The sequence below is a fragment of the Bacillus sp. KH172YL63 genome (assembly GCF_011398925.1).
In the GTDB taxonomy this organism is placed as follows: Bacteria; Bacillota; Bacilli; order Bacillales; family Bacillaceae_B; genus Rossellomorea.
Window position 1 is genome coordinate 2482380 of the sequence record NZ_AP022842.1, and the last position, 20387, is coordinate 2502766.

At 44.5% G+C, this 20387-nt stretch carries 23 protein-coding genes; 5 read left to right on the forward strand and 18 right to left on the reverse strand.

From position 1 onward, the window contains the following. Positions 1 to 49: 49 nt before the first annotated feature. The 8 genes from KH172YL63_RS12625 to KH172YL63_RS12660 form a co-directional block, all read right to left on the reverse strand. Positions 50 to 745 carry a hypothetical protein gene (locus KH172YL63_RS12625; protein WP_173106434.1) on the reverse strand — a complete coding sequence of 232 codons (696 nt, stop codon included), beginning with the start codon at positions 743 to 745 and terminating at the stop codon, positions 50 to 52. A 128-nt stretch (positions 746 to 873) separates the two neighbouring features. After that, positions 874 to 1746: a patatin-like phospholipase family protein gene (locus KH172YL63_RS12630; RefSeq protein WP_173106435.1), complete on the reverse strand. Its 873-nt coding sequence runs from the start codon at positions 1744 to 1746 to the stop codon at positions 874 to 876. A gap of 202 nt (positions 1747 to 1948) precedes the next feature. After that, on the reverse strand, positions 1949 to 2245 hold the full coding sequence (locus tag KH172YL63_RS12635) for a GNAT family N-acetyltransferase (protein ID WP_173106436.1): 297 nt from the start codon (positions 2243 to 2245) through the stop codon (positions 1949 to 1951). Then, a complete protein-coding gene (locus tag KH172YL63_RS12640; RefSeq protein WP_173106437.1) occupies positions 2229 to 2813 on the reverse strand; it encodes a hypothetical protein in 585 nt (194 codons plus the stop codon). The genes KH172YL63_RS12635 and KH172YL63_RS12640 overlap by 17 nt, the downstream gene beginning before the upstream one ends. A gap of 78 nt (positions 2814 to 2891) precedes the next feature. Next, positions 2892 to 3668: an ABC transporter permease gene (locus KH172YL63_RS12645; RefSeq protein WP_173106438.1), complete on the reverse strand. Its 777-nt coding sequence runs from the start codon at positions 3666 to 3668 to the stop codon at positions 2892 to 2894. Then, complete coding sequence (locus KH172YL63_RS12650; RefSeq protein WP_232066014.1) at positions 3665 to 4561, reverse strand: ABC transporter ATP-binding protein; 897 nt, start codon at positions 4559 to 4561, stop codon at positions 3665 to 3667. Before KH172YL63_RS12650 ends, KH172YL63_RS12645 begins: the two co-directional genes overlap by 4 nt. Before the next feature lies 1 nt (position 4562). Then, entirely contained in the window at positions 4563 to 4772 is a 210-nt protein-coding gene (locus KH172YL63_RS12655) for a PLD nuclease N-terminal domain-containing protein (protein ID WP_173106440.1), read from the reverse strand. Between the two features lie 541 nt (positions 4773 to 5313). Beyond that, a complete protein-coding gene (locus tag KH172YL63_RS12660; RefSeq protein WP_173106441.1) occupies positions 5314 to 5637 on the reverse strand; it encodes a DUF4870 domain-containing protein in 324 nt (107 codons plus the stop codon). A 205-nt stretch (positions 5638 to 5842) separates the two neighbouring features. Here KH172YL63_RS12660 and KH172YL63_RS12665 point away from each other — a divergent pair, with 205 nt between their 5' ends. The 4 genes from KH172YL63_RS12665 to KH172YL63_RS12680 all read left to right on the forward strand — a co-directional run bounded on the left by KH172YL63_RS12665 (position 5843) and on the right by KH172YL63_RS12680 (position 9270). Next, complete coding sequence (locus KH172YL63_RS12665) at positions 5843 to 6622, forward strand: undecaprenyl-diphosphate phosphatase (RefSeq protein WP_173106442.1); 780 nt, start codon at positions 5843 to 5845, stop codon at positions 6620 to 6622. Between the two features lie 15 nt (positions 6623 to 6637). After that, positions 6638 to 7237, forward strand: coding sequence for an undecaprenyl phosphate transporter UptA (locus KH172YL63_RS12670; protein ID WP_173106443.1), 600 nt, complete (start codon positions 6638 to 6640; stop codon positions 7235 to 7237). Between the two features lie 63 nt (positions 7238 to 7300). Then, positions 7301 to 8431: an amidohydrolase gene (locus KH172YL63_RS12675; RefSeq protein ID WP_173106444.1), complete on the forward strand. Its 1131-nt coding sequence runs from the start codon at positions 7301 to 7303 to the stop codon at positions 8429 to 8431. 281 nt (positions 8432 to 8712) lie between these two features. After that, positions 8713 to 9270 carry a GNAT family N-acetyltransferase gene (locus KH172YL63_RS12680; RefSeq protein WP_173106445.1) on the forward strand — a complete coding sequence of 186 codons (558 nt, stop codon included), beginning with the start codon at positions 8713 to 8715 and terminating at the stop codon, positions 9268 to 9270. A 65-nt stretch (positions 9271 to 9335) separates the two neighbouring features. Here the strand turns inward: KH172YL63_RS12680 and KH172YL63_RS12685 are convergent, their stop codons facing one another. The 7 genes from KH172YL63_RS12685 to KH172YL63_RS12715 all read right to left on the reverse strand — a co-directional run bounded on the left by KH172YL63_RS12685 (position 9336) and on the right by KH172YL63_RS12715 (position 15655). Beyond that, positions 9336 to 9896 (reverse strand): hypothetical protein, encoded by a 561-nt coding sequence (locus KH172YL63_RS12685; protein ID WP_173106446.1) that lies wholly within the window; start codon positions 9894 to 9896, stop codon positions 9336 to 9338. Positions 9897 to 10160: 264 nt separating this feature from the next. Further along, positions 10161 to 10310: a DUF2639 domain-containing protein gene (locus tag KH172YL63_RS12690; protein ID WP_173106447.1), complete on the reverse strand. Its 150-nt coding sequence runs from the start codon at positions 10308 to 10310 to the stop codon at positions 10161 to 10163. Between the two features lie 60 nt (positions 10311 to 10370). Then, positions 10371 to 11441: an undecaprenyldiphospho-muramoylpentapeptide beta-N-acetylglucosaminyltransferase gene (locus KH172YL63_RS12695; protein WP_173106448.1), complete on the reverse strand. Its 1071-nt coding sequence runs from the start codon at positions 11439 to 11441 to the stop codon at positions 10371 to 10373. A gap of 156 nt (positions 11442 to 11597) precedes the next feature. Next, the gene (locus tag KH172YL63_RS12700) at positions 11598 to 13073 is read right to left on the reverse strand and encodes a phytoene desaturase family protein (protein WP_173106449.1); all 1476 of its coding nucleotides are present in this window, start codon (positions 13071 to 13073) and stop codon (positions 11598 to 11600) included. Next, positions 13070 to 14164 (reverse strand): glycosyltransferase family 2 protein, encoded by a 1095-nt coding sequence (locus KH172YL63_RS12705; protein WP_173106450.1) that lies wholly within the window; start codon positions 14162 to 14164, stop codon positions 13070 to 13072. The genes KH172YL63_RS12700 and KH172YL63_RS12705 overlap by 4 nt, the downstream gene beginning before the upstream one ends. Before the next feature lie 13 nt (positions 14165 to 14177). Next, positions 14178 to 14891 carry a lysophospholipid acyltransferase family protein gene (locus tag KH172YL63_RS12710; protein ID WP_173106451.1) on the reverse strand — a complete coding sequence of 238 codons (714 nt, stop codon included), beginning with the start codon at positions 14889 to 14891 and terminating at the stop codon, positions 14178 to 14180. Continuing rightward, positions 14888 to 15655, reverse strand: a complete 768-nt coding sequence (locus KH172YL63_RS12715; protein ID WP_173106452.1) for a carotenoid biosynthesis protein — start codon at positions 15653 to 15655, stop codon at positions 14888 to 14890. The genes KH172YL63_RS12710 and KH172YL63_RS12715 overlap by 4 nt, the downstream gene beginning before the upstream one ends. A gap of 143 nt (positions 15656 to 15798) precedes the next feature. Here KH172YL63_RS12715 and KH172YL63_RS12720 point away from each other — a divergent pair, with 143 nt between their 5' ends. Next, on the forward strand, positions 15799 to 17157 hold the full coding sequence (locus KH172YL63_RS12720) for an MATE family efflux transporter (RefSeq protein ID WP_173106453.1): 1359 nt from the start codon (positions 15799 to 15801) through the stop codon (positions 17155 to 17157). Between the two features lie 200 nt (positions 17158 to 17357). Here KH172YL63_RS12720 and KH172YL63_RS12725 read toward each other — a convergent pair whose 3' ends face one another. The 3 genes from KH172YL63_RS12725 to KH172YL63_RS12735 all read right to left on the reverse strand — a co-directional run bounded on the left by KH172YL63_RS12725 (position 17358) and on the right by KH172YL63_RS12735 (position 20307). Next, positions 17358 to 18131 (reverse strand): SDR family oxidoreductase, encoded by a 774-nt coding sequence (locus KH172YL63_RS12725; protein WP_173106454.1) that lies wholly within the window; start codon positions 18129 to 18131, stop codon positions 17358 to 17360. Positions 18132 to 18822: 691 nt separating this feature from the next. After that, positions 18823 to 19629: a CAP domain-containing protein gene (locus tag KH172YL63_RS12730; protein WP_173106455.1), complete on the reverse strand. Its 807-nt coding sequence runs from the start codon at positions 19627 to 19629 to the stop codon at positions 18823 to 18825. A gap of 318 nt (positions 19630 to 19947) precedes the next feature. Beyond that, the gene (locus KH172YL63_RS12735; protein WP_173106456.1) at positions 19948 to 20307 is read right to left on the reverse strand and encodes a hypothetical protein; all 360 of its coding nucleotides are present in this window, start codon (positions 20305 to 20307) and stop codon (positions 19948 to 19950) included. Positions 20308 to 20387: the final 80 nt, after the last annotated feature.

A 20387-nucleotide genomic window follows, 5' to 3' on the forward strand; every position in this document is an offset into this window, starting at 1 on the left:
CTCCATGAACTTCCTTCCTTATCTTGCCCAATAGAGGCAAAAAGATGAGTTATGTGGTCAGGAAATAATCGCTGTCTACATACCATAGGAAAATCAAGAGCCAGTCTATCCCCTCATCGTAGCACTCATAGTAGGTCACATAGCTGTGATGAGAATCAAACAGGCGCTGTACACTTTGAGGCAGAAACCCCTTTTGAAGAGATAAATAATTTTTCTGATTAAAATTCAATATCCACCTTTTATTCCCTTTATAAATCAGAATAGTATCTCCAGCCTCGCTCCGCCACTCAATCGCAGTAGAGCTTTGATATTTCAGGCGAAAGGTCACCTTCGATTCTTCCAGATCCACCTGTATGGCCCTGCTCCATTTGGCAAATGACAAGGTTCTCTTATTCTTCCTGTGAAGCACGTATTGCTTCGGGCTGTTCAGTAAGGAAATACGTTGAATATAGTATTCAGACCACCCGTCGGTCTTCATATAATGGAATCCTTCCTTTGTAGCCACCCCTACAAGGGCATGCTTCGACGGAGGAAATTCCTCATAATACATACGGTTGGCTTTTTTCAGTTCTTTCCTGATGGTATGACTGAGGTACAAATTTGAAATGGCCGGTATGAATATGAGCAGCGGGAAGTAATAAAGCTGCCGCATGACCAGAGTCATCCCTACACCGATGAGAAAGTACATGACGCTTCTGAAAAGCAGGGTATATTGTTCATTTTTATAAATGTGATAGAGGTTCATGAAACGCTCGTCCTTTCCAGGAATCACTATCATATGTATGTGATTCCCTGAAAAAAAGACCATTTTCATAAGAGACTGTATGCTTATCCGGGATATTGAAGGAGGTTCTCATGTCGTACCGTCACGTTTCAGCTATGGACCATCGACTTTTTACTCCAATTTAAAATTTCGTTCATTTTTGCTTCTGCATCACGATAGCCCTGCCAGTACAACTCATCCAATTTTTGAGGGTTTCTTTCAATCCTGCCCACCTTGAGGGGCGTTTGCGGCTGGATAATGATCACATCACCGTTTCTTTCTTTTTCTTCTAATTCATCGATCGTCTGATTGTATTTTATATACCGGTTCATCATCGTTTTTTGAAGTTCAGGAAATTGCGGATACTTCCTGTTCAGTAAAAAGGAAAATTTTGAAGGCTTTTTATAGTAACCTCTGTTTCTTGTAAGGATGACTACGTTCTTCCCATAACCGTCCTGCTCTGCTTTACCGACCGGGATCGGGTCGCTTATTCCGCCATCCAGGAGGTGACGGGAAGCAAACTCGACTACCGGTGCGACAAATGGCAGAGAGCTTGAAGCCCGGATGATCGTGAGTAAATCTTCACCGTAATCACTTCTTGCATAATATACAGGTTGTCCTGTCTCACAATCCGTTACCCCAACGACGAATTCAGTTGAATTGGTATGAAAAGCTTGGTAATCATAGGGAACGAGCTTATTGGGAATTTCATCAAACACATAATCCATCCCAAATAACTCTCCCGTTTTCCAATAATTACGCCAAGACAAGTATTTAGGATCCCTGATGAAATCGACATTCACCTTTTTATTGCGTCCGTGCTGCTTGGACAAATATGAAGCCGCATTGCACGCTCCTGCAGATACACCAATCACGTAAGGAAATTCAACCCCCTTTTCAAGGAAGTATTCAAGAGCACCAGCCGTGTAGATCCCTCTCATGCCTCCCCCTTCAAGGACAAGGCCTGTTTCTTCGATGATCATCGTCATCCTCCTTTTCTTCGTCAGGTAATGATTTGATTCTCTGACTCTTCCATTCCCGTCTGGTTGATATGTATCCCCGCGACCAGGGATTCCTCTTCAAACCCAGCCATTCTCTATATTTTCCCATAAACAAAAGCTTATGGATAACGATTTGCTTCTTATGTCATCCTAATTAATCGTTATTCAGACATTTCCTCTCACTTCAATCAGCCTCTAACGGAATCAACCTCGCTCCACAGATCCGTTCATAAAATTCGATCGGGCCCGCTTCTTTGATCACGGCATGATGTTGACCCGACATCTTCATCTCGTGGAGCGCAGCATACAGAAGGGCTTTTCCGATACCCCGATGACGGCCGGTCATCAAGACTCCCATAGGGCCTACACTCCCTTTTTGATCAAGATAAACATCATATGCACAGAAACCGATCCATTTCCCATCCTCCACTGCGACAAGGATGGGGAGCTGATTTCCCTCTTGTTTAAAGGCTTGCACCATCGTTAGGTACCAAGCACTCTTTCATCCATGATAGAAAGGGTCCCTGCTCGCTTTTTAGAACTCGGACGATCAGGACATCGCTTGCAGCTTCGACCGTCCAATCACATTTGTGTAAATCCACCGTTAAATCTCTTGGCATCGTGACAGACCTGAGAATCCTTTCATGAGGGATCCCTTTTAATTTCTCCCTTAATTGAACGGAATTGCCGAGGTGTTGATAAAAGGCTTTGATGATATGTCCTTCATTTAAGAAAATTTGATTATATCGTCCCATTATGCTTAATGAAGTATCCCAAATCTCACCGGAAATCTTGGATAGCGGCAGAGAGAATGGCATCCTTGTCTGCTTTTCAGCATGCTCGGGAGACATATCTGCTGCTACCTTTTCTATTTGTTTCATATGGGGTTCGGTCATCTCCAACATTTCTTTCAGTACACCATCGTTTACCAAGATGGCTCCAAGGAACAAGTCCATGCTTTCAATACAGTCATGCCGGTGCTGCTTCGAACACACCTCAGCATGGCGGATCAACTTGATTACCTTTTCAGTGTAATGAGGTTCATTCATACAGCAGCCTCCTTCTAAAACCAATATTCGACAGAAACAATAAAAAACCCTCTGATATTACAAATCAGAGGGGCGGGTTTAGCTCAAGTCACTTTGTTTAAAGATAATCGGGGTGATCACCAGAAGTATTGCGCAAAGGAAAACGGTCATCGTGACGGCCATCAAATGCTCTGGCATCCAGTCCCCTACAAGGATTAGTTCAGTAACATAACCCGAGAGCCTGCCGGGAGACCACTTCATAATCTGGGTGAAGGTACCGGAAATGAAGGTGATAAATAAAGAAAGTCCTATTGTATAGAACCCAGCCGCCCCGGGCGACTTTACCATTCCGCTGAAAAACACCGTCACAGTTACGACGAAGGAAAGCCAAACCCCATTCACGAGATACGCTTGCATGAGAGAGCTGATGTCGATCCTGCCAAATAATAGATGAATATAATACCAGCTTGCCAACATCCCAATTGTATAGGATAACCATACGAGGACGGAAGCGGCCATCCATTTACTATAGATGAACGCCCGGTAAGGAACAGGTTTGACAAGGACCATCACGGCACTTCCACTCTTCCGTTCTCCAGCGAGAATGCCCATGGATGCCAATATGATGACAAGCACGCCTATTGTATTGAATTGGCCGATCGCAGACAATAAGACCTCACCTGCCGAGGGGGTCGGTATATTGATGATGGCCCCCTCCGGAAGATCACCTACTGCATCCAGAATGTCCGGCAGATAGTAAGCTGTTACGGGCTCCATCAACCCGAACAGAAGAAACACAAGCGGCATCCAAATCAATTTATATTGACGGGAGAGCTCAAGCATTTCCTTTTTGAATAACACCCGAACTGTCTTCATTTTTTGATCACCTCCATGAACAATTCTTCGAGACTCCCCTCACAGCTTTCCACTTTCGTTACATTCCATTGATGTTTTGTAATCATGGAGAATACATTCAGTCTGTCACGGGCAGGATCACTTACTTCGATGGTCAATTGATTCCCATTTGACTTAACACTCCGGATCCATTCTTGATTTACAAAGAAATGCTCAACACTTTGTGCTCCCTCGGGGAAATAAAGATTGAGCTTCGGCGCCTGATGCCTTCTTTTCACCTCATTGATCGGTCCCTGCTCGATCAATGACCCTTCATGCAAAAACAGGACATCATCACAGGTTTGCTCTGCATCATTAAGGATATGGGTAGAAAACAAGATTGTCGTTTCCTGTTTCAACTTCTCCAGCAGTTCCAACACTTCTCTTCTTCCAAAGGGGTCCAGGGCAGACAGCGGTTCGTCCAGGATCAATAACTGTGGTCGGTGGATCAGCGCCTGAGCAATGCCAAGACGCTGCTTCATCCCACCTGAATACTGTCCGATCCTTCTATTTCGCCCTTCTTCCAGCCCAACGTCACGGATCAGTCCCTCAGCACGGTTTCGGACTTCACTTTTCGTCATCCCCGCAATCTCCCCTGAAAAGATCAAATATTCCATCCCGGTCATCCAGTCATAAAATGTTGGATATTGGGGCAGGTACCCAATGATTTCACGTATGTCGGAAATGGTTGCCTCCGTTGTGACTCTGCCCCCCGTAGGAGTCACGAGTCCCGCCAACATATTCAGTGTAGTGGTTTTCCCGGCACCGTTCGGACCGAGCAGTGCCGTGCAGCGATTACGTCTTAATTCAAATGAAACATTTTTAACCGCCACTTTGTTTTTATATCTCTTCTCTAAACCTTTTACTTCTATCATGCTATTGCCTCCGACCAAAGATGAAATATAAGACAGGGCCGATGATATTGACGAACACGATGATGAATACCCAAAGCCATTTTGGACCATTTGTTGCCCTGACCCTGATGACGTCTGTTAAGGCGATCACCATTAAAATGAGTTGGACGAGGATGATTGGCGCAATGAGTGCCCAATTGATTGATTCTAAAACATGTTGTATTTCATTCATTTTCCATTCCTCCCCTTTTGCTTGATAAAAATAGGCTCTTTTCGCATAGATTGTTGCTATTATTAGACGTTAATGTGAGCATCTTCGGTGATTTCAGACTGTGGAATAAAGAATGCCATAGCAATAAATCAAAGGCAATGCACTTGAATTAGGATTATCACTATTTTTAGATGATAAATAAGCATTTAACCCAGTAAATTTATGGTTTTTATCCTCGATGGTTGATTGGAGCGGAAGATGCTCGACTCCTGCGGGAACCGCTGGACAGGTGAGACCCCGCAGGACGAAGTCCGAGGAGGCTCACCGCCAGCCCCGCGGAAAGCGAGCATCTGGAGCGGAAATCAACCGCACCTCGCTTGTCTAATAGCCACAATGTTTACGAAAACAGCTTAAAAATAAGACGCAGTGCGTTGAATTTCGTTCATTTTTTTTGCCATCTTATTTTCACCTCCCGGGTATCACGGGGATGAAAGCAAAAAAATCCGAACTTGCCCGGCCTTTTTAAAAGAAGGCGAACACGTCCGGATTTTCATGAAGCAAGTTATTTAATTAACCGAAAGATTGTCGGGATGTTGTAATACTCCCCTTCGTACGCTTTGATGGCACCGAGTATTGTAAAGACCAGTGCAAGTGCACCGACCACCGGCGCCAATATGAACCCTACAAGCACAACCATCAAAATCGAACTTACGAATCCGTACACACCATATGAGATAAGAAAATTAAAATACTCTTTCCCATGGAAGTCTATGAAATCTGATTCATCCTTCTTGATGAGCCAGATGACCAATGGCCCGATGAATACAGTGAAGAAGCTCAATATATAAATTAGTGCTGCCATCATTCTTTCGTCTTTTGTAGGCATTAGATTCCCTCCCTTAATCTATCTAACAGGCATTCAATTGCGGCCTCCTTTATACTTACGCGCGAAGCGAAAATAAGTTTCATCCACATATAGTTTTTCTTCAAATCTTTTTCTCATTGTTTGGGACATCCTTCATGAAACCTGGGGGAATGGAATATAAGTTTAAAAAGGGCTGTCCTTTTATATGCAGAAAGGAAGTGTGAAAATGAGTAAATTCGAAGCTTTTATTCTCGGGATCATACAGGGATTGACCGAGTTTTTACCTATATCAAGCACTGGGCACCTGTATCTTGGAAGGGTGACATTTGGTCTTGAGGAAGCAGGTCTCTTCCTGGATACGATGCTTCATATCGGGACATTGATCGCGGTGCTTGTCTATTATCAAAAAGAACTTCTATATATGATAAGAAATCCCTTCAGTAAGTTGTCCATCATCCTCGTCATTGGAACGATCCCGGCGGTTGTGATCGGTTTATTGTTTGAAGACTTCTTTGACTACATATCCAAGACAGGTACAACGATCGGATGGGAGTTTCTTGCAACAGGCTGCATCATGTATATGGCAGACGGAGTGAAAAATGGCTACAAGAAGCTCGATGACCTTTCTTATACCGATGCATGGGTGATCGGCAGCTTCCAGGCTGCCGCAATATTCCCGGCTCTCTCAAGATCAGGACTGACCATCGCTGCCGGTTTGTTCAGAAAGCTCGACAGAGAAACAGCCGCATATTTCTCATTCCTGCTGTCTACACCTGCCATATTGGGCGGCATTGTCCTTCAAGGAAAAGAGATGTTTGGAGGAAGCGTTGAAGCAATTTCATTCCCAAGCCTTGCAATCGGGACAGTAAGTGCTGCCGTATTCGGCTATTTCGCCATCGTCACCATGGTAAATGTCTTGAAAAAACATTCATTGAAGATGTTTTCCTATTATGTATGGGCTCTAGGATTATTGATCCTGATTCTTCAATATGCAAGGATCATGTAGGAGGCGAATGTAAATATGAATCATGAATGGATCATGGATATACTTTCATTACTGTCAGATTTGGGATATGCCGGCATTGCCCTCGCCCTGATGATAGAAATCATCCCCAGTGAACTGGTGTTAAGTTTTGCCGGTTTTTTGGTAAGCTCCGGAAAGCTAACCTTCGTGGGCGCCTTCCTCTCGGGGGTCATCGGCGGCACTGCGGCACAATTATTCCTGTATTGGCTCGGTTATTATGGCGGGAGACCGTTCTTCGAGAAATACGGTAAGTACTTGTTGATTCACCCAAACCATCTGGCTGCTTCGGAAAGGTGGTTCGAGAAACATGGCACCATCGTGATCTTCACCGCCCGTTTCATTCCTGTTGTGCGCCATGCCATCAGCATTCCAGCAGGGATCAGCCGCATGCCCCTTACCGCTTTCAGTTTATACACTTTCGCAGCTATGCTTCCATGGACGCTGTTATTCATGATTGTCGGGATGGAGCTCGGCACTCATTGGGAACATATCGAGGTGATCGGCATTCGGTTTGTGAAACCGATTTGCTTCATCGCTGTGTTTTCCACATTGATTTACTTATATTATTCATCCAGGAGAAATAAAAGGAGGGAATAACTTCTTTTTCTTCTTGAAATTGTTTAGAATAAGAAGGAAACAAGCCTTACGAAAGGATATCATATGAATTCTATATTACTTAAGAACGTCACCATCTACCCCATTACATCAACACCCATTCAAAACGGTGCTGTATGGATAAAAGACGGAAAAATCAAACAAATCTTCCCTCACAGCGTCGATAACGTTCAACAAGCCACGGTTTATGACTGTCACGGTAAAGTGCTCCTCCCAGGTTTCATCGACGCGCATACGCACTTAGGATTGTATGACGAAGGCACAGGCTGGGCAGGCAATGATGCCAACGAAACCATCGAACCGATGACGCCCCACATCAGGGCCTTTGACGGTGTGTATCCTTTGGATCCGGGATTTAAAGATGCCCTTACATATGGGGTCACGACCGTAAACGTCATGCCCGGCAGCGCAAATGTCATCGGCGGTACTACGTCGGTGATTAAAACACACGGTGTGAATATTCAATCCATGGTCATAAAAGAAACGTCCGGTTTGAAGCTTGCCCTTGGCGAGAATCCAAAAAGAATCCACAGTAACGGTAATAACGATTCCATCACCCGGATGGGGATCATGGGGATGCTCAGGGAAGCCTTCGTCTCTGCCAAGTATTGTGACCAGCCGGAAGAATTAAGGGTCGCGCCTCTTGTTTCTGCACTGAAACGGGAAATCCCTGTCCGTATCCACGCCCACAGGGCAGATGATATTTTATCTGCCGTCCGGTTTGCTGAAGAATTCAACCTGGATCTCCGCATCGAGCATTGTACAGAAGGACATCTCATCTCAAACGAATTAAAAGACAGAAATTTAAAAGTATCGGTTGGCCCAACCTTTACACGGAGATCGAAGGTTGAGCTGAAAAACAAGAGCTGGATTACTTATCAAAAATTAACAGAAGCCGGTGTCGAAGTGTCCATCACAACCGATCACCCCTACACACCGATCCAGTACCTGAATATGTGTGCAGCAATCGCTGTGAGAGAAGGCCTGGATGAACAAAAGGCGTTGGAAGGCATCACGATCCTCCCTGCCAGAAACCTTGGCGTATCTGAGAGAATAGGAAGTATAGAGGTTGGAAAAGACGCCGATCTGGTCTTGTGGAGCCACCATCCTTTCCACTTTATGTCTAAACCGCTCGTTACATTTGTGAATGGACAAATCGCATATCAAAATGTGTAGAAATTTGTTAAATTTTTTCATAAAAATTTAGCATTTTACCTATTTCCTTTTTGATGAAATTCGTATATGATATCAATGGATAATATATTTCAAGTTACTTATTCAAAAACGATCTATCCACGGATAGAAAGATAGTAATCAAGGGAAGGCAAAAGGTGCGCCACCAGTTCGTTGACTGGTCTTAGTGGGTTCGATTCCCACCCCGAAATTTTTTAGTTACCATTTAAAAATTTCGAGGGTGGAATCGTACGCAAGTAGACTGCCCTCAAGGAGGGTCTACTATGATCAAAAAACGAGAATTACATGAGTGTCATGAACTTTATGACCTGATGGTGCACCCGGATGTCTTCCCTTTTGTGCGTCAAAAAGCAAACTCATACGAAGAGCTTCTCTTCTTAACGAAACAAACGATCGAGGCTGAAGAACGGGGAGAACTCATTTCCCGCACAATCCTCGATGAATGGGGAACCCCGATCGGCACGATCAATTTATTTGATATCCAGGAGAATGCAGGCTTCCTCGGAACCTGGCTCGGCAAGCCTTATCATGGCAAAGGCTATAACCAGCCGGCTAAAGATGCATTCTTCTCCGAGCTGTTCTTTGAGCTCGGCATGGAGACCATCTTCATGCGGATCCGCAAGGTGAATACCCGTTCTCAGAGAGCGGCAGAAAAGCTTCCTTACGTCGTTAAGGCGAATGAAACGAGAAGATCCCTTTATCAGCAATTGAATGCCCTTGAAGAGGTATATGACCTTTACGAAATTCCTAAAGACCTCTATACACTGTATCTTTATCAACAACAATCTTCACAAGAAGACGAACAGGCACTCAAAGCTTGAGATGCCAGGATAACGAGGTTATCACCCCGGGGAAATTCCCGTATGGTGATAACCTTTTTTGTTGTTCAAAAGGAGGCGTGAACCATGAATAGGAAGACAAACACAATCGCCAATCTCACATGCCATCCACCATCCATTCTCTTGAATCGCTTAAAGCCGAGAATCGTCAACATTCCCAATATACAAAATGATAAAATGCCTGAGATATTGGTAAAGTCCCAATGAAAATCTCTCTGGACAGCCAAAAACCCGTGTATCAATACCCCGGCAGACCCCATCAGTGCAATCGGGACATGCCATTTCCGCAACTGCCTGCCGACCCATTTCACCATTTCTTTTATCGATAGATCCCTCCACTTCCATTCATTCAAACCCTTCCATTTCATCAATCTGAATACAGGATACAAGCTGAATGCAGCGAAAAACAATATTCTTGAAACGGAGCCTGGTTGTTTGAGCAGCCCCTCATAAGCATGCTCGTCCATTGTTCTCAAGGTGTCTCCATAATTAGCGATGATGATGAGACCTACTACGGCAAGCACCATGGCCATCGCCGCATATAAGGTCACTCGTCTTCTTTCTTTCGGATTTGGTATGGCGGTTCCACGGATTTTACTGTTTATCATGATTATTCCCCCTCACTTTATGCCTATGGGGGTAGTATATATCTGTTTAATGAAAATCATATGAGAATCTATTAAAAAGATACCCCTTTGATTTTCGCTTAATAGCTTTTTCATGGAAATGAAGTGAAACGCTCCGCTCTTGATCTGCAAGCACCTCGAAAAATAAGCATCCCGTAACCAGCCCCTTCCCTTTTGTTCAAAGGAAACACTCTTTGGGAAAAGAGCCAAAAAAAAGACCTGACAGTAATACTGTCGGGCCCTTCGTTATTTCTTCTTGGCGATTTTTTCGAAGTAAAGATTTCTGATGATGAAAGTTTTATAACTCTCCAATTTCCTTTTTTCCAAAGGATGGTGGCTGATCCCCATCTTCTTTAATTCCTGCAGATACCAGCCTTTTGAAAATTGATAAGCCATATGCCTTCTCCCCTTCCAGCATTTGTATACTATATGCACAAAAGGGGGCGGGATGACTTGTTATCGGGACATGGAAGAAAGTTCTTCGTACATATCCTGAATCGTGAAGGCTTTTTCACCTTTTTCCATTTTTTTCTTGATTTCAGTCTGTGTTTCGGTCAATTCATTGACTTTCTCAAGGAAACTCTGTTCATTCAGTTCTTCTTCTTCTAATTTCAAGGCGTACCCGTGTTTGACGAAACTATTCGCATTCAGGATCTGGTCTCCCCTGCTCGCTTCCCTCGATAATGGGATCAATAACATTGGTTTTTTCAACGCAAGGAACTCAAATATCGAATTGGACCCGGCACGGGAAATCACGAAATCAGTCATGGCCAGATAATGGGGTAGTTCACTTTTAATAAATTCATATTGACGGTAGCCTTTTTGCGTACATGATTCATCGATATTCCCTTTTCCGCAAATATGGATGATTTGAAAGCGGGATAGAAGCTCTTCAAGGTTGCCCCTCACTGCTTCATTGATTTTTCTTGCCCCAAGGCTTCCTCCCATGATCATTAATATCGGCTTGTCATCATAATATCCGGTCAGCCGTTTTCCTTCACTCGCATCTCCGGTGAACAATTCTTCACGGATGATGGCACCTGCACAAAGTGCCTTTTCGCTTGGCAGGGTGTTTACCGTCTCAGGGAAAGTCGTGAATATTTTTGTGGCAAACGGAACCGCAAGTTTATTCGCAAGTCCAGGGGTGACATCAGATTCATGGATCGCAACAGGAACCTTTGCGATCTTTGCAGCCATCACAACCGGCACCGAGACAAATCCACCTTTTGAAAATATGATATCCGGTTTTGTTTTTCGGATCACCGACAATGCATCAAGGACACCTTTCATCACCCGGAATGGGTCGGAAAAGTTCTTCCATGAGAAATATCTTCTCAATTTCCCGCTCGAAATGCTTTTGTACGGGATATGTGGGAATTGATCTGTGATGATTTCCTTTTCAATTCCGTCTTCCGAACCGATATATGTGATGTCCCATCCCTCTTTTTCAAAATGGGGAATCAATGCTGTGTTGACCGTTACGTGACCGGCAGAACCGCCGCCCGTAAATAAAATGCGTTTACTCATATGTACAAACTCCTAACTCGATTATCTAATGTCTCTCATCATTATACACTTTACCAAAAAAATTGCGGGGATAGAACGACGAAAATATGACAAATGAAGAGAAAGCCCCCGTCCCTTCACTAAAGGGGGCTGATGTTTAAGACAACATGGCTTCGGTTATTCCGTCATGCGTGCGTCCCTTTTCAAGATATATCCAGCAACATTCTGACCGCTCAAAGTCACCATCGGAGATCCTCCCCCCGGGTGTGTCGTTCCCCCTACATAGAAAAGATGACCGATGTCCCTGCTGACATTCGATGGCCTGAGGAAGGCTTCTGACATCCTGTGTGAAGCGAGGCCGTATAAGGATCCCTTATACGCCGAGAACTTCCTTTTGATCGTAGAGGGGGTGTAGACCCTCTCCACTTCTAAAGATTGCCTTACAGCTAGACCCCTTCTTTCCAGGATGGAGTAGATCTTCTCTTTATAGTGCCGGACCTCTTCCTCAGAAAGCTCGATGGCAGGGGCATTGACGAGAATGAACAGGTTACTGCCTTTCGAAATCGACCTGTCTGATGCTGCCGAATGGCTGATGTAGATCGTAGGGTCCTCCGGGAGAGATTGACCGTTGAAGATGTCCGAGAATTCCTTTTGATAATCTCCGCTGAAATACACTTGATGATGGTGAACGTCTTCCTGGAAAGTCCGCAGACCTGCAAGGATGACAAATGCAGAAATGGAGGGCTCATATCCATCCAATTTTTGATCGGGATGGCTCGGACGATTTACCTCTCTGATCAACTGCTTTGTAGCAGTAATGAAGTCCCCGTTCACAATCACATCGTGCCCTTGAAATCTTTCCCCATCCTCTGTGACGACGCCGAGCGCCCGCTTATCCTTTATTACGATTTCCTTGACCCTTTTTCCGAAAAGGACCTGACCTCCCTGCTCTTTGAAGAAACGGAGAAATCCATTTGCAATCGCAGGATTTCCCCCTTTTGTATAATACACGCCTTCATTCATCTCAAGGTGGCCGATCAATGAAAAGGTAGCCGGACACTCATATGGAGAAGATCCGATATACGTTGCATACCTGTTGAACACCTTCAGAACATCTTCATCCCGGAAGAATCTCCTGTGAAAATGATCCATCTTCTCAAAGGGACGGACCTTCAAAAAACTGTTGAGAAGCCCCGGCGCGAGATAATCCCTCCAGGATGCGAAAACACGGTGAAAAAAGCCACGTTCTGCCAGCTCATACAGTTTTTCCACTTCGAGCAGATAATCTTCGTATCGGCCCGCCGCAAAGGGGTCCAGCTTCTCAAGGAAGGAAGCCATGATTTCCCGGTCTGCGGATTGATAGAGAACCTGTCCATTGCGAAAAATGTTCTTCGTATGTGTGACCAGTTTAACAAACTCGAAATATCGAGTGGCATCCCCGCCCGCATCATTGATGACTGATGTGAACACATGAGGCATGGTAATCGTATTGGGCCCGAAATCAAAGCGATACCCGTCCATTTCGACAGGCATCATCTTGCCACCTGGATGTTCATTTTCATCGATTATGGTCACATTATATCCTTTGCTTTGCAAGGAAATGCCTGCAGATAATCCGCCAAGTCCGCAGCCAATGATGATGATGTTCTTCATGAATAGGTCCTTCCTTTCCAACTATATCCTTGTTTCTTTACACTTTTCAGCATGGATGCCCACATGATGATGATAAAGGTGATTGACGCAAGAGGCATAAGCAGAAAATGCCACCGGTCCTGTTGAGATGCCCAATCAATGATCAGTGTCTGTAGCCAGATGAGCATGATTGGGACGCAATACACCCAGTCCGCCCACAACAGCCCATACAAAAATAATGGAAGAGGCAGGAAATAGAAGGAGAAATAAAACAATGAAAGCATCAACACTGAAATCGGGTTCCTCCCCAATCCTACATACACATTCTTCAAGAATCCTTCCCATACTTCCGCATTACTATCGTACATATGACAGGTCACATCAGCCGTGTTGTTCACAAGGATCGCAGTACGCCCTGATTCTTTCACTTCCCTTGCTAGATGAACATCTTCAAGCAGTGAAGATTTTACTGCAGCATGTCCGCCGCAACCTTCGTAGGCGTCTCTTGTAAAGAACATAAAAGCACCGTGAGCTGCCGTAAAAGCTTTTCTCGTCGTATGGTTCGAAACCGGGAGAGGCAAATGAAAATACACGAGAAAATGCTGAAACGGCACCAACATCTTACTGAGAACATTCGGGACCGGGAATCGGGGGAATCCCGTAATGAGCCCTGCATCATATTTGTTAATCTGGAAAAGTACTTTTTCAATGATATCTGGAGAGACCCTTACATCTGCATCAAGAAAGAACAAATAATCCCCGGAACTGTGCTGACTTAATTGGCTGCATGCATGGACCTTGCCGACCCATCCTTCCGGGAGCGGCTTGCCATCGATGATATTAAAACGTGTATCACCTTTGCTGTATTGGAGCAGCAACTCCTTTGTTCCATCAGTCGACCCATCATCAAGGAGAATGAATTCCACCGGTGAATGGGTGATCCTTTTTAGACTTTCCATCAGACCCGGCACATTTCTCTCTTCATTCCTTAACGGCACAAGGACGGATACCCGATCACTGGATTTCAATGTCTGTAAAAGCTTTGGCAGAAACAAGAGATTGATCCCGGTTGACAGTACGAACAACAACAAAAGCATGATATAGACATCCATCTTCTCTCCCCCTCTAGCCTTTTCTTGTCCAAAAACTCAGCCACTCACTGCTTGTCGGAAAGCCTTTCAGGTGCAATGAAAATGCCGACAAATTCCCTTCGATAATATCTCTCTTTAACGTATCGAGCCTCTTCTCCATTAATCTCCTGAAGGTATCGGTTCTGTCTTTCCTGGATTGACTCTCCGCTGCTTCAGCTTCCTCACAGATCCGGATAAATATTTCCGGCCTTTGGTCATGGCAGAATGTGTAATAAAAGCAGACCGTCGTCAATTTGATTTCCGGGTTCCGTTCATACAGAAAGCTCGGTCCACTCATAAATGAAATCGGCCTCTTCTCAAGATGCTCCTCCTTGCCCTGAGGGAAAATCCAAACCGTCTTTTTCTCTTTCAACCGTGCTTCAGCGAACTTTAATGAAGTGACAAGGTCTTTCGGGGAAGCCGGATTCACTGAAAAAGCCCCCAGTTTCCTGAAGAATGAGAATTCCTCCATCCCTTTCTGGCTCATCATCGCATAACTGTCTTCTTTCAACATTCTATGGTTTAAATAAAAAACCAGCAATCCGTCCCACCAGCTTGAATGATTGACCAGAATCAAATTCCCCCTGCCGTCTTTGCCGCCCTTCCTTTGATCATCGATCCAAATCCGGTAAAAATGTTTCCTCAACAGATAGACAAGGTAACTCCCCATTACATATTGGAAGCTCTTGCTTTTTTTGGGTTTAATCATAGAATCTTCTCCAATCTGCGCCTTGATAAGAGGGATATTACATATATGCCAACCGTGACGAAAACAGCCAGCCACAGTGACTCCACCATTGCAGTCACAATAAACATAAAGATCACCAGAAAGTACAGCTGCCTCATCCTGACAGACCAATGTGATGGGTTCCTAAATGTCTTCACTCCCCAGTACAGGGTGAACTGGATGACGAACGATACGCAAAACCAGCCAAGAAAGTTTTGTGAAGGGATATCGTAATACACTCCACCTTCATCCCATATCCAATATTCCCTCCCTTTATATGCGACCGGGTCAATGATTAAATCCATGGCGACTGCCATCAAAGACGTGACGGAACTATAAATAACTGCCCTTTTCATTGTTTTCTTACCTTTTAAAAAGTGTTCAAAATGTGCCATCGAGGTAAGAATCACCATTACCCATGCAAATCCTATGGTGACAGGCACCCCCAGGAACTGGACGCCAAAATCTCTCTCGTAATGATAATGTCCAAATATCAGCCCATACCGGACCCCCAGTGACTCCGCAGCAATCGTAGCGATCATAATGATGAGTGAGATGATCACACCTTGCACTCCTTGTCCCCATTTTGATGCATAGACGATAGACAAACCTCCTGCTAAATATAAAAACACTGCATTCGCCCAATGCAGGGCGGACGGAAGCCAGTCAAGGGAAACAAGAATAATTCCCACACCGTACCACATTATAAAAAACGTCCATACCCAGTCATCCCATTTCCTGCTCATTTTCACCCTCCAAGACTCCATTGTTAATACCATTATATAAAAGTGATAGCCATCTTACGCATCTTAACTCTCTGGCGTGTTGAAAATGTGGTACAGTATGAGAGTGTAAAATTGTACGTTCAGCACATCAAAGGAGTCTTTTTATGAGAGAAACACATACCTTAACAGATAAAATGAAACAACTTTCAGTCATACTTTTTCCAATCCTCATTACCCAGCTTGGCATGTTTGCCATGAATTTCTTCGATACCATCATGTCGGGAAAATACTCCCCGGTCGATCTCGCGGGTGTGGCGATCGGTTCATCTCTTTGGGTACCGGTATTCACCGGCTTAAGCGGAATACTGCTTGCAGTGACACCGATCGTTGCTCAACTGGTGGGGGGAGGAAAGAAGATAGAGGTACCGCAATCGGTCACACAAGCTGTGTATGCAGCCATCGCTCTATCCGTGCTCGTCATGATCGGTGGGAGTTTCATCCTCGATCCAATCCTTAATGGCATGAACATTGAAACGGGAGTCCGCTCAGTAGCGAGGGAGTATCTGATCGGCCTGTCATTCGGGATGATTCCATTATTCATCTATAATGTGCTCAGATCCTTCATTGACGCCCTCGGCATGACGAGGATAAGTATGTTCATCACACTGTTGTCCCTGCCTGTAAACGTCTTTTTCAATTACGTGCTCATTTTCGGCAAGTTCGGTTTTCCGGCATTTGGTGGCGCAGGCGCGGGCTATGCATCTGCCATTACATACTGGGTCATTGCGCTGATCGCCTTCTGGTTCATCCACTCGGTCCGTCCATTCAGCTCTTTTCTCATTTTCAGGGAGTTTCGGAAACCGGATATAACAAAGTGGAAAGAACTCTTCATCATTGGGGTTCCGATCGGGTTATCGATTTTCTTTGAAGTGAGTATCTTTTCTGCCGTCACGCTTTTGATGAGCAGCTATGACACAGTCGTCATTGCAGCCCATCAGGCAGCGATCAATTTCGCATCTTTTCTTTACATGATCCCGCTCAGCATTTCCATGGCTTTGACGATTGTGGTCGGGTTTGAGGTCGGGGGAAAACGGCTTCACGATGCAAAGGTATACAGCTGGATGGGAGTAAGCTTCGCACTGCTTCTAGCAGTGGTTTACGGCATTACATTATTGGTGTTCCGTACTGACATCGCCCGCCTATATACAGATGATCCCCGGGTACTGGAATTAACCGCCCACTTCCTGTTATATGCGGTGTTATTCCAGCTTTCCGACGCGGTTCAGGCTCCTGTACAAGGTGCACTGAGGGGTTATAAAGATGTGAACATTACCTTTGTCATGGCGCTCATATCCTATTGGGTCATCGGCTTGCCGCTCGGCTATCTGCTTGCACATCATACAGCCTTCGGTCCCTACGGGTATTGGCTTGGGCTGACTTCAGGCTTAACCGCGGGGGCCATCACCTTATCAGGCCGTCTTTTGATCATACAGCGAAGGTATCGACAACGCCTGGGTAGATAGCTTGATTAAAGAAAATCAGATCGAAAGCTCTAAAAATGAAAGAAAATCCGGACGAAGATTCGACATGCTCATTAAAATCGAATTCGTCCGGATTTTTTGTAATGATAAATGTATGGGTCCTGTATTGAAATAGGTACGCTGAAAAATGAAGTACAACTCATACATATTTCAGATATCCCCATCATTGTTCAGGGAATATTTTATTGATGAAATACCTTCCCAAGTACATCTTTCCCCCCTGTTACGGGGATGATGGCTCCTGTGATAAAATCTGACTCTTCCTTGCATAGAAACGAGATGACCCTGGAAAGATCACCGCCTGTCCCTGGCCGGCCTACCGGAGTAGAAGGATCATCTTGCCCGATCGCCTGGTCGATATCCGACTCCTTCCAGTCACCGACAATATCCCCTGGGCATACCATATTTGCGGTAATACCGCTCTGTGCTTCTTCCATGGCAATCGTCTTCGTAAAGGAAGCGAGCCCTGCTTTTGCCGCCGCGAAGGCGGAACGATATATCCATCCCGGTGCGGATTCGACCCGATCATAGCCGAACGTGATGATCCTTCCCCACTTCTTCTCCCTCATCTTGGGGATGATTAATTTAGATAAATAAAAGACACCATTCAAGTTTCCATTTACAATGTAATTCCATTCTTCAGGTGTATATTCTGTAAATGATTTGCGCTCTTTCACATAAGGTCCTGCGTTATGTATAAGGATGTCGACACAATCCACTTCACGCCACATTTCTGTAACCATTCGTTCGCACTCGTCAGGGATTGCGATATCTCCCTTGATGGGGATGATTTGGTTATCATATGTTTTCGTCAATTCAGTAATTAATTCCTGTACAAAGGCATCATTCTGCCGGTAGTTCAGGACCACGGTGTATCCTTGCGCTGAGAATTCCTCGACCGTCCGCCGCCCGATTCCCTTCGAACCCCCCGTGATTAAGACCACTTTCTCTTTCATCAAGCTCACTCCACGTACTCGTTATAATTCAATAGTAAGAATGATTGAACGTAATTGCAAATGTAAGCTCTTCAGTAACCATTTTTCCTGGCTTAATCAATCAGTGCCCGGTTCATGCAACAGGTTCCGGAGGGCTTATTTTCCTGTCCATACACCTCGACATTTAGCCGAAACATATCACACACATTCCAGACAGGAAAATACTTTACCCTGCACCGGACATGCTATGAAAGAAAGCTTGGTGCTAAACATTCTCCCTGATGGGAAGAATAAAATCATAATAAAAGGATTTTTTCGCATAGATTGTTGCTATTATTAGACGTTAATGTGAGCATCTTCGGTATTACGATACTGTGGAATGAAAAAATTTCCATAGCAATGAAGCCAGGGCATTATACTTGAATGTCGTTGATCACTAATATTTAGAAGATGAATAAGCAGTTAATTCCGTAGATTTTTGGTTTTTATCTTCGATGGTTGATTGGAGCGGAAGATGCTCGACTCCTGCGGGAACTGATGGACAGGTGAGACCCCGCAGGCGAAGCCGAGGAGGCTCACCGCCATCCCCGCGGAAAGCGAGCATCTGGAGCGGAAATCAACCTCACCTCGCTTGTCTAAAAGCCACAATGTTTACGAAAACAACTTTAAAAAAAGCAGCCTCTCAATAGAGAGACTGCTTCGAAGCGTGAAATTACTTACCGATGAATTGTTGAGTCCAGTAGTGACCATTTTCCACATAACCTACACCGATATGAGTATAGTTCGCGCTTAAGATGTTTTTACGGTGACCTTCACTATTCATCCAAGCCTGTACAACTTCTTCAGGAGTCTGTTGACCCATTGCGATATTTTCTCCGGCTGCATTGTATTGGATGCCGAACTGCTTCATCATATCGAATGGAGAACCATACGTCGGACTTGTATGAGAGAAGTAATTATTCGCCTGCATGTCACGTGACTTTTCACGAGCCACTTTGCTTAATTCTGCATCTACTTTAAGTGCCGGCAAACCTTGCTTGGCACGTTCTTGGTTTGTTAACTCTACAACTTGTTGTTCATATTGGCTCAATTGACCTGATTGATCACTAGCCGTTTGTTCTGCTTGTTGCTGCTGTTCGTTCGCTGCCGGAGCAGGTGCAGGTGCTTCTGCTTTCGGTGCTGGGGCTTGCGCCTCAGCTTTTGGTGCTTCTGCCTTCGGTGCTTCTTTTTCAGGTGCTGGGGCTGGTGTTTCTGCTTTCGGTGCTGGTGCAGCCTGAGCCTGTCCGTTTAATAACTGTTGAATATTAATATTTTTACCATCAAATTGATATTTTGATAGAGTGTCTTGAACAAATTTGTTTAAATCTTCTTGATTACCGTTATATTTAAAGACATTCAATTGTTGAACTGCCTTATCTTGAGCTGGACATGGTGCTGCAGCATCAGCTTTTCCTGCTGCGAATGGAGTTGCCAGTAATGTTAGGGCCGTTGCTGTTGAAACCATCATTTTCTTATTCATAAAGATGAATTCCTCCTTGAAAAATGTGTTTGTCTTGCTGCACATTCATCATACCACCCTGTTTTTGTTACAATTACGGGAGAACTTGGTAACTGGCAAACAATTGTTTGCTTTTGAAAGACAATTTACTATATTACTATATGATTCACTGATTCTGGCAGGAAAAGAAAAGAGTATTATATGATTGACTTACATTTCCATCGCAAGATTGATTTATGAAATCCGACCAGTTATTACCTGTAACTGATGATTGACAGATTTTTTAGCCCGGCTTCTGTGTAACGGATGTTACAGTTACGTAACAGCGGAAGAGTACAATTATCCTAATGAAAGGTATTCGTTACATTTTTTGTCAGATTCAATGATCATGTACCCTTCCACATCGAAACCGAGACGTTTTAATTGTCTTACTCCTACGTTGCATTCAACTGTATCGCTTCCCAATACAACAATGGGACGTTTCGGGATATCCCTTGAGTACCTTCTTATATATCCGCATGGAAGTGCCACTACGTCTTCGCACTCCCCTTTGGATGAATATTGATAGTCCCTTACATCGATCACGACCTGCCGAGGGGTAACTGCCTGGGCGTATAAACGTTTAGTAGTGACAGGGAAGTATCGGTAGTACATCATATATAGCAGTATGCTGAATAGTATTATGAGTAATACTGGCATGGAACATCATCCTTTGTCATCAATTCTATTGTTCATTTTATACCGGTACCCGTATAAAATGAAAGTTAAATGCTCATATG